Origin of the sequence: Draconibacterium sp. (assembly GCF_041583095.1) — a bacterium.
Classification (GTDB): Bacteria; Bacteroidota; Bacteroidia; order Bacteroidales; family Prolixibacteraceae; genus Draconibacterium.
In genome coordinates, this window is sequence record NZ_JBFHGM010000231.1 from 1 (window position 1) to 7,993 (window position 7,993).

Annotated in this window: 9 protein-coding genes; 8 read left to right on the forward strand and 1 reads right to left on the reverse strand. The window is 40.5% G+C overall.

Annotated features, from left to right (window positions below):
• From ABZB17_RS17415 to ABZB17_RS17450, 8 genes are all read left to right on the forward strand, one after another.
• On the forward strand, positions 1 to 765 hold a 765-nt coding region (locus ABZB17_RS17415; protein WP_372651999.1), incomplete at its 5' end, for an aldo/keto reductase.
• Positions 766 to 782: 17 nt separating this feature from the next.
• Positions 783 to 1,835 (forward strand): alpha/beta hydrolase, encoded by a 1,053-nt coding sequence (locus ABZB17_RS17420; protein ID WP_372652000.1) that lies wholly within the window; start codon positions 783 to 785, stop codon positions 1,833 to 1,835.
• A 36-nt stretch (positions 1,836 to 1,871) separates the two neighbouring features.
• The gene (locus tag ABZB17_RS17425; protein ID WP_372652001.1) at positions 1,872 to 2,318 is read left to right on the forward strand and encodes a nuclear transport factor 2 family protein; all 447 of its coding nucleotides are present in this window, start codon (positions 1,872 to 1,874) and stop codon (positions 2,316 to 2,318) included.
• Positions 2,319 to 2,356: 38 nt separating this feature from the next.
• On the forward strand, positions 2,357 to 3,979 hold the full coding sequence (locus ABZB17_RS17430; protein ID WP_372652003.1) for a carboxylesterase/lipase family protein: 1,623 nt from the start codon (positions 2,357 to 2,359) through the stop codon (positions 3,977 to 3,979).
• Positions 3,980 to 4,086: 107 nt separating this feature from the next.
• Positions 4,087 to 4,854, forward strand: a complete 768-nt coding sequence (locus tag ABZB17_RS17435) for a hypothetical protein (RefSeq protein ID WP_372652005.1) — start codon at positions 4,087 to 4,089, stop codon at positions 4,852 to 4,854.
• Between the two features lie 28 nt (positions 4,855 to 4,882).
• Complete coding sequence (locus tag ABZB17_RS17440) at positions 4,883 to 5,614, forward strand: carboxymuconolactone decarboxylase family protein (protein ID WP_372652007.1); 732 nt, start codon at positions 4,883 to 4,885, stop codon at positions 5,612 to 5,614.
• Positions 5,615 to 5,649: 35 nt separating this feature from the next.
• Complete coding sequence (locus tag ABZB17_RS17445; protein ID WP_372652009.1) at positions 5,650 to 6,138, forward strand: cupin domain-containing protein; 489 nt, start codon at positions 5,650 to 5,652, stop codon at positions 6,136 to 6,138.
• Positions 6,139 to 6,259: 121 nt separating this feature from the next.
• Positions 6,260 to 7,636 (forward strand): PQQ-binding-like beta-propeller repeat protein, encoded by a 1,377-nt coding sequence (locus ABZB17_RS17450; RefSeq protein WP_372652011.1) that lies wholly within the window; start codon positions 6,260 to 6,262, stop codon positions 7,634 to 7,636.
• A 29-nt stretch (positions 7,637 to 7,665) separates the two neighbouring features.
• On the opposite strand, the gene ABZB17_RS17455 is transcribed toward ABZB17_RS17450, so the two are convergent.
• A complete protein-coding gene (locus ABZB17_RS17455; RefSeq protein WP_372652012.1) occupies positions 7,666 to 7,965 on the reverse strand; it encodes a hypothetical protein in 300 nt (99 codons plus the stop codon).
• Positions 7,966 to 7,993 lie beyond the last annotated feature (28 nt).

The following is a 7,993-nucleotide window of genomic DNA, read 5'->3' on the forward strand; positions in this document are numbered from 1 at the left end:
ACCAGCGTGTTAAATGCGATTGAAACAGGTTACCGTTTAATAGACACGGCTTCATCGTATATGAATGAAATTGCAGTAGGTAATGCAATTAAAAAGAGCGGCGTATCGAGAGAAGAGATATTTGTTACATCAAAGTTATGGGTTCAGCATACCGGCTATGAAAACACAAAAATATCTTTTGAAAAATCATTAGAAAAATTACAACTCGATTACCTTGATTTGTATCTTATTCATCAGCCTTACGGTGATATTCACGGTTCGTGGAAAGCTATGCAGGAACTTTATAAGCATGGAAAAGTGAGGGCAATTGGTGTAAGTAATTTTCAACCTGATCGGCTAATGGACATTATTACCTTCAATGAAATTACACCTGCGGTAAATCAGGTAGAAACACATCCTTTCAATCAACAAATTGAGACCCAACAATTCATGACAGAGAATGGTGTCCAGATCGAATCATGGGGACCTTTTGCAGAAGGGAAGAATAATTTATTTAGTAATGAACTATTAGCTCGAATTGGCAAAAAATATAACAAGTCAATTGCACAAGTAGTACTTCGTTGGCTTATTCAGAGAGATGTTGTTGCTATTCCTAAATCGGTTAGAAAGGAAAGAATGGTAGAGAACTTCAATGTATTTGATTTTGAATTAGATGTTGATGATTTGGAGGCAATAGTATCTCTGGACATGAAATCGAGCAGTTTCTTCGACCACCGTGACCCGGAGATTATTAAGTGGATGGGAAGTAGAAAACTCGAGTTATAATATTTAGAAGAAGAACAATGAAAGGAAAAATAAGAAATCAAATTATTACAATTATGCTAATGACAACAAGCATGATTGCATCAGGACAAAATAAGATTGAAAATCCGTTCGGTCTGGTTTACCGTGATGCCATTACAGAAAATATAAATGGAGAGGTAAATATCCATCCTGTAAATTATAAACTAAATGATATTGAAATAGCTGCTAATGTATACACTCCTGCAAATTATGATCCATCAAAAAGTTATCCTGCGGTAGTAGTGGCTCATCCAAATGGTGGTGTAAAAGAGCAGGTTTCGGGATTGTACGCTCAGCATCTTGCTGAATCGGGTTACATTGCTATTGTTGCTGATGCTTCGTACCAGGGAGCCAGTGGCGGCGAACCCCGCAATGTGGATAAACCGGCCAATCGGATTGAAGATATACACGGGATGGCTGATTTTATTTCACAATATAAAGGTGTTGATGCAGAAAAACTCGGATTATTAGGTATTTGTGGTGGTGGTGGTTATTCTTTAGCTGCGGCACAAACCGACAAGCGCTTTAAAGCAGTAGCTACATTAAGTATGTTTAATTCCGGAGTGGTAAGACGTAATGGTTTTTTAAACTCACAAGTGAATACCATACAGGAAAGATTAAAACAAGCATCGGAAGCCAGGGCACAGGAAGCGGCCGGAGGTAAAATATTATATGCAGGTGTAGCTAATCCTACAGATGAAGAAATTGCTGCAATAACAACTGATTTATATAGGGAAGGATATACCTATTATTACAGGACTCACTCGCATCCTAATTCAACTTTCAGATATACGATGAGTAGTTTGATTGATCTAATGGCCTTTGATGCGAGTACCAATATGGGATTAATCAATCAGCCATTGTTGTTGATGGCCGGAGACAAAGCTGATACGTATTACATGACCGAGGATGCATTTAAAAAAGCTACCGGAACAACAGAAAAAGAATTGTTTTTGATTCCGGGTGCTACACATATTCAGACCTACTACGTTCCTGAGTATGTTGAGCAAGCTATGACGAAGATCAACGAGTTCTTTGGGAAATATTTGTAAACAACTAATACTACTACTCATTTAATTAATATGGTAATGAAAACAAAAATAATCGGACTATTTGTGCTACTACTTTGTGTGCAGTGGTCATTTGCTCAAAATACTGATATGGAACAGGAAATCATTCAGCTTTCAAAAGACAAATGGCAGTGGATGTCAGATAAAAATGTCGATGAACTAAGTAAACTCTTCCACGAAAAAGCCGAGTTCGTTCATATGGGGGGACACTGGGGAACTGAACAGGAACTCGGAATTATTAAAAGTGGAGGAATCTGGTATAAAAAGGCAGACATTCATGAAGTGTCGGTGAATATTATAGATAATACCGCTATCCTGCTAAATAGAATTGATTTGCTGGCAGAAGTGGGCGGTAACGAGGTTACTAATCCTTTCGAGGTAACAGAGGTGTATATTAAGCAAGATGATGCATGGAAATTAGGTGCACTCTCTTTTACACGGCTGATGACACCCGGTGATCATTAATAATTATAACCAATAACAATCAAAAAAAATAGACCGAAATGAAAAAATTAGTATCCGGATTAATATTCATTCTTTTTGCATTTTCAATAAATGCAAAAACTTCAGGACCAGAGGTAAAAACCAAATCAGGAATTGTAAGAGGTGTTACCGAAGGTGATGTAACCAGTTTTAAGGGGATACCCTTTGCCGCCCCGCCGGTTGGTGAGTTTCGCTGGCACCCTCCACAGCCGGTAAAATCCTGGGATGGAGTTCGTGATGCTACCGAATTTGGCCCCACTTGTGCAGCAGTTGGCTGGGGAGCTGCTCCGGGAACAATTTCAGAAGGCTCATCTGAAGATTGCCTGTACCTTAATGTATGGACACCGGCTGGTGCTAAAAAAGGAGAAAAATTACCTGGTATGGTTTGGATTCATGGTGGTGGTTTTACCGGAGGAAGCGGCAACACATCAGGAGATGGGTTTGCCAAAAAAGGAACAATTCTGGTTTCGATGAATTATCGTCTTGGCCGTTTGGGACATTTTGCTTTTCCGGCATTGAGCCAGGAGCATCCTAAAGAAGCCAAAGGTAGCTATGCATTTATGGACCAGATAGCAGCTTTACAATGGGTGAAAGATAACATTGCCGCATTTGGGGGCGATCCAAATAATGTGACTATTTTCGGATTTTCGGCCGGTGGTGTATCCGTACATTCACTCCTTACCATACCAGCAGCACAGGGGCTTTTCCACAAGGCAATCGGTCATTCCAGCGGAGGCCGTGATGGGGTTCTTACCGGCAGGCCAATAAATAAAGAAAATGCTGATCAGCTATACCCGGTTTCAGCAGAAACAATCGGAATAAACTTTGCCCGTATGCATGGCATTGAAGGTACAGATGCAGCCGCTCTGGCTGAGTTGCGTGCCCTTCCTGTTGTGGATATTGTTGGAGGAGGGGAAACAAATGGACAGGGTGGCCCTCGTATCTACCCCGGTCCGATTCTGGATGGTAAGTTTGTTACCGAAACTGCCGAGAGTGCATACAAGGCAGGCCGGCAGGCGAAGGTTCCGGTTATGATGGGGAATAATAGCGCAGAAATTGGTGGTGCGTTCGTAAGTACAAGCACATCAAAAGAAGAACTGTTTTCTTCATTCGGCAAACTGAAGGATGAAGTAAAAGCAGCGTTCGATCCTGATGGTACCAAAGAATTCGCTGAAGTTCAAACACGGTTTAACACCGACTGGGTGTGGGGAGAACCTGCACGTTTTACCGCAAAATCTTTTGTGGCAGTTGGTCAACCGGCCTATGTTTTCCTTTTCTCGTATGTGCCGTCTGCTATGGCAGGCAGAATGCCCTACGGTCCCGGGCACGGAACCGATATTTCGTATGTGTTCGACAATCTTGGTGCAGGAGGCTTTGGCCCAACACCACCGCCGCCATCTGAAACCGATAAAGAGGTTGCCAGGATAATGAACGCTTACTGGGTGAACTTTGCTAAAACTGGTAATCCCAATGGTGAAGGACTTCCTGAATGGACAGGATACAGCACCCAAAAAGAGATGATTCTTGATGTACAACCCGATGGAAAAGCTGTTGGTAAAACAGATCCGCGAAAGGCAAGACTGGATGTGATTGAAAAGGCTTTTGAGAACAGGGCTGCTATTCAAACACGCGGGGGTATTTAGCAGAATATACAAAATACAACAACCGAAATCTTGAAAGGGTGGATGAAAAAGGTTCACCTTTTCAGGATTCCTGTTAAAAATTGCAAGTACTATTTTAACAATCCAGAATGTTTAAACTATTCATTATCGCTTTAGTACTTATTATTTCATCTTCAGTGATTGCACAGGAGAATAATGATACTGAAAATAAAACTACCAATTTCTCGTCGGTGGTTACCGTTCAAAATAAGGGTATTTCAACAATTCCAAACCTGACTTTGGGAAAACCTGCCGTTATATTTGATATGAAACTGGGCCGAAAGTTGAGCTTTGAACCACAATTTCGTTTCTCCTTGGAAGACGGTAAGCCCTGGGCAATGGTTCTTTGGTGGAGATATTATGGATCTGTTAGCGAAAGATTTAAACTTACTTACCATGCTAATTATTCTCTTTCTTTTAAAACAATAGCATTATACAATGCCGACGGATCAGATAGAGAGGTTAACCGGACAAATCGGTATTTGACAGGTGCTATAACACCCGGTTATCAGCTAAATAAATACATTGGTTTAGGCGCGTATCTTTTTTACGCCCGTGGTATAGATCCATACATTATAAAAAATACTTACCTGGCTTCGTTCCAACCTACGATTTCAAATATCCCACTTTTTAAAAGTTTTGTAGCAAGGGTGAGGTCGGAAGTTTACTTCCTAAAAATGGGTGAAGACGGAGTTTTTTTTAGTACCCGATTCTTTATTCGTAATAAGAATAGCCCGTTTTCCCTTTCAGGATTGATTACTCAACCAATTGACTCTACCATTCCTTCAGACTATGATTTTCTGTGGAATGTGGGTGTTAGTTATACTTTTAATCAGAAATACACCAAAGCACAATAACTTGAGTTTAATAAAAAACATTAATGACATGAAGAAAATAGGAATACTAATTTTAATGATAATGATAATTGTAACGTGTTTTTGTGAAAGCGTGCTTGCACAGACCAAAGAAGGATCGAATATGACATTAACAGCAAAGCAAAAAAGCCTTATTCCAATTGCTGCACATACAGCCCAGGGCGAATTAGACCAATTAAAACCTGCTCTACATGCAGGTTTGGATGCTGGTCTAACTGTTAATCAGATTAAAGAGATTATGGTTCATCTGTACGCGTATTGCGGATTTCCACGTAGTATACGTGGATTGCAAACTTTTATGGAAGTTATGGAAGAGCGGGAAGCTAAAGGAATAAATGATGAAGTAGGAACTGAAGCTTCACGGTTAAAGGATGATCGCAGCAAATATGATCGGGGAAAAGCAAATCTGGAAACACTCATCGGGAGGTCTTTAGACGGACCTCAAACCGGATATGCTGCCTTTGCTCCGGTTATCGAAATATTTCTGAAAGAACATTTGTTTGCAGATATTTTCGACCGGGATGTTCTAACTTATGCAGAACGCGAATTGGTAACAGTTTCGGTTATTAGTGCAATTGGGCACGCTGAGCCAATGTTGCGTAGTCATTTGTCAATTTGCTTAAATGTGGGATACACTCCTGAACAGTTAAACGAGTTTGTTGCTGTGTTGAAATCAAAGGTTGGTAAAAAGGAAGCAAAAAATGCGCAATTGGTTCTGGATGACATTCTTAGCGCCAGATGAGTAAAATGTTTTATAAACGATTTAAAATGAATGACATGAAGCAGTTCTGTATGTATATTTCGATCTTTTTGATAATTGTGATTTCTGCATGTAATGTGGAGGATAATTCGAACAATTCAAGTACTAAAAGTGAATCAGTTTTTCCAAAAGGAGAAAAAATTGATAGTCCGAATTTTGCCGGAACAGTGTGGTTGCAGATGATGGGGGCTAACGATAGTACACTGCATGTACGATATGGTAATGTAACTTTTGAACCAAAAGCAAGGACAAACTGGCACTCGCACCCTGGAGGTCAGGTGCTTTTTATAACGATAGGAAAAGGATATTACCAGGCATTCGGTCAGCCTGCACGTTTGTTGAATAAAGGCGATGTTGTTGAAATTCCAAGAAATGTTGTTCATTGGCATGGAGCTGCTGCCAACAGCGAGTTCGCGCATATAGCCATTAGTCTGAATTCCGATGAAGGGGGAGCAGTTTGGATCAGACCTGTTACTGACGAGGAATACGATCAGGCGACCAACTAATTGATTCCTAAATTATGCCTTAACATCCGAACCAGCTGACTTTTCGTTGCATGTGTTGGTTCTGAATAACCATCTGTTCTTCATTCATTAAACCAAAATCAATCCTTTAATTTAAAATATTATGAAAATCAATCCGATTAACCTATTGAAAGTGTTTTGTTTTATACTTGCCGGAACTACAAGTATTCAAGCCCAAGACTGGCCACAGTTTCTCGGTCCTGTAGGGAACAGTACTTCACCTCAGAAAAATCTTCTTCGTGAGTGGCCTGAAAATGGTCCAGAAGTGTTATGGACGACTGATGTTAGCATCGGTTATGGAGGACCGGTTGTAAAAGACGGTAAAGTCTATTTGCTCGACCGTGAAGATAAATTTGGCGATCATCTCAGATGTTTCGATCTGGAAACCGGTGAAGAGTTGTGGAAGTTTAGCTACGAATCCCCTGGAGAGGTTGAATTTCCGGGTTCAAGAAGTGTTCCGGCCCTCGACGGTAATTACGTATATTCCTGTGGGCAAAACGGCGAATTATATTGCATCGATGTAAATACAGAACAGCCAGTTTGGAAAAAGAATGTGTGGACCGACTTTGGTGGTGAACCCGCAAAACAGGGGGAGGATCATTTTGCTGGTTTGGCGGGTGGCACGCATTTCCCGATGTGGGGAATTGCCCAATGTCCGTTAATTTATGGTGATTTATTGATAGTTGCTTCGCAAACTCCCGAAGTTGGAGTGGTTGCCTACAACAAAGAAACAGGAGATGTAGTTTGGAAAACTCCCTCATTGGGAACTTTAGGATATGTAAGCCCTTCTATTGCAAAAGTGGATGGTGAAGACCAGGTGGTAATGATCACAGCATCCAGTGGTGGTTTTGGCGGCGGTGCTTCATCGCCAAGTAATGTTGTGGGCATTAATCCGCAAAACGGGGATACGCTCTGGACTTACTCAAACTGGAGTTGTTGGATCCCTTCTTCAAGTGCTTATGATGCAGGAGAAAACAAAATATTAATCGTTGGAGGGTATCGTGCCGGTGCTGCAATGCTTCAAATTGAAAAGAGTGGTACCGAATACAAGGTGAATGAACTGTTTAAAACATCGGAATTTGGAGAACACACAAAACCACCATTGTCAGTAAATGGCTATTTCTATGCACAATTTTCAAATAACGAAACCCGTGATGGACTCGTTTGTATGAATAGCGATGGCGAGATAATGTGGAAAACCAAAAGAAATCCTGCTTTTAACAAGGGAAGTATGATTTTGGCTGATGGGCTTCTTCTGGCTACAGATGGTGAAACAACCCTTTATCTAATTGAACCGGATCCAACTGGATTCAAACAACTTGCTTCGGCAACCATCTTAACAGAAAGTGGTATGACAGGAAATGAAAGGGTAATAGGTATTGTTGGTACGAACCAAAACTGGGCACCTATTGCATTGGCTGATGGAAAGCTCCTGATCAAAGGACAACGTCAGATGGTGTGTTTGAAGGTGGCTGAGTAAAAATAGTTTTTAGTGCTTTTTGCAGTTGATTATTTCAAATAAAGATAAACCACATTTTGAATAATCAGCCAAATCATTATTACCGCTATCATCCATAAAAACCAATGCGGAATAACAACACTCTTATCCAATTTTCGCTTATGATCCTCCAGAAGCTGTTCCAGTTTGTCAGTATCCACACCAATTTTAACTTTTGTTGTTTTAAGAGCATGTAATTGCCTGGCAATTTCAGGAGCAATCTCATTTATATTCTCAGTGGTTTGTTTGAGTGTTTCAATTTCGGAGGTTAAAATCTCCAGTAACTTTTGTTGCGATAAATTTTTTCTCATGGTATTAAAAGCTTATTCCAAAATCCCT

Bases quoted from the DNA above. Each gene is read 5' to 3' on its own strand.
- ABZB17_RS17420 (WP_372652000.1), top strand. From the start codon at position 783: ATGAAAGGAAAAATAAGAAATCAAATTATTACAATTATGCTAATGACA.
- ABZB17_RS17425 (WP_372652001.1), top strand. From the start codon at position 1,872: ATGAAAACAAAAATAATCGGACTATTTGTGCTACTACTTTGTGTGCAG.
- ABZB17_RS17430 (WP_372652003.1), top strand. From the start codon at position 2,357: ATGAAAAAATTAGTATCCGGATTAATATTCATTCTTTTTGCATTTTCA.
- ABZB17_RS17435 (WP_372652005.1), top strand. From the start codon at position 4,087: ATGTTTAAACTATTCATTATCGCTTTAGTACTTATTATTTCATCTTCA.
- ABZB17_RS17440 (WP_372652007.1), top strand. From the start codon at position 4,883: ATGAAGAAAATAGGAATACTAATTTTAATGATAATGATAATTGTAACG.
- ABZB17_RS17445 (WP_372652009.1), top strand. From the start codon at position 5,650: ATGAAGCAGTTCTGTATGTATATTTCGATCTTTTTGATAATTGTGATT.
- ABZB17_RS17450 (WP_372652011.1), top strand. From the start codon at position 6,260: ATGAAAATCAATCCGATTAACCTATTGAAAGTGTTTTGTTTTATACTT.
- ABZB17_RS17455 (WP_372652012.1), bottom strand. From the start codon at position 7,965: ATGAGAAAAAATTTATCGCAACAAAAGTTACTGGAGATTTTAACCTCC.